Source organism: Bradyrhizobium sp. NBAIM08 (assembly GCF_020193935.1).
Lineage (GTDB): Bacteria > Pseudomonadota > Alphaproteobacteria > Rhizobiales > Xanthobacteraceae > Bradyrhizobium > Bradyrhizobium yuanmingense.
Genome location: NZ_JADYVR010001084.1, coordinates 1 through 396, shown reverse-complemented (window position 1 = coordinate 396; position 396 = coordinate 1). Strand labels below are relative to the sequence as shown.

Below are 396 nucleotides of genomic sequence, written 5' to 3'. Positions count from 1 at the left end.
GTGCTGCGTGAGGTACTCGTCGGCCAGCAGGCCGACGAGTACCTCACGCAGCACTTCGACCTGCCGATCAGGGCCGTAGCTCGCGTGGACGGCCACGCTGTCGTCGGTCGTACGGAGCATCGGGCGGTCTTCGGCCTCCTCCGGGTCCCGGTTGGCGGTCAGGTCCGCCTGCAGCCGGCCCAACACCGTTGTGGAGGAAGTGACGGGCCCGGCGTCGGGCGACCCGGCGGGCGCGGGATGGTGCAGATCGACGGCGATCTCGGTCTGGGCCTGCAGAGTGACCTGGAGTTCGCGGAGGTCGCGCCCGAGATAACTCAGGAGCGGATGCCCGACCAGCTTCGCCGTCCGGTCCGAGCTGCGCGGTCCCAGCGGTAACGGATCCGCGAGCTCCGCAAC

At 70.2% G+C, this 396-nt stretch carries 1 protein-coding gene; it reads right to left on the bottom strand.

The window, feature by feature from the left end:
* Window positions 1-396 (bottom strand): exodeoxyribonuclease V subunit gamma (locus I6F37_RS43585; protein ID WP_225154923.1); only part of this gene is annotated, 396 nt, incomplete at both ends.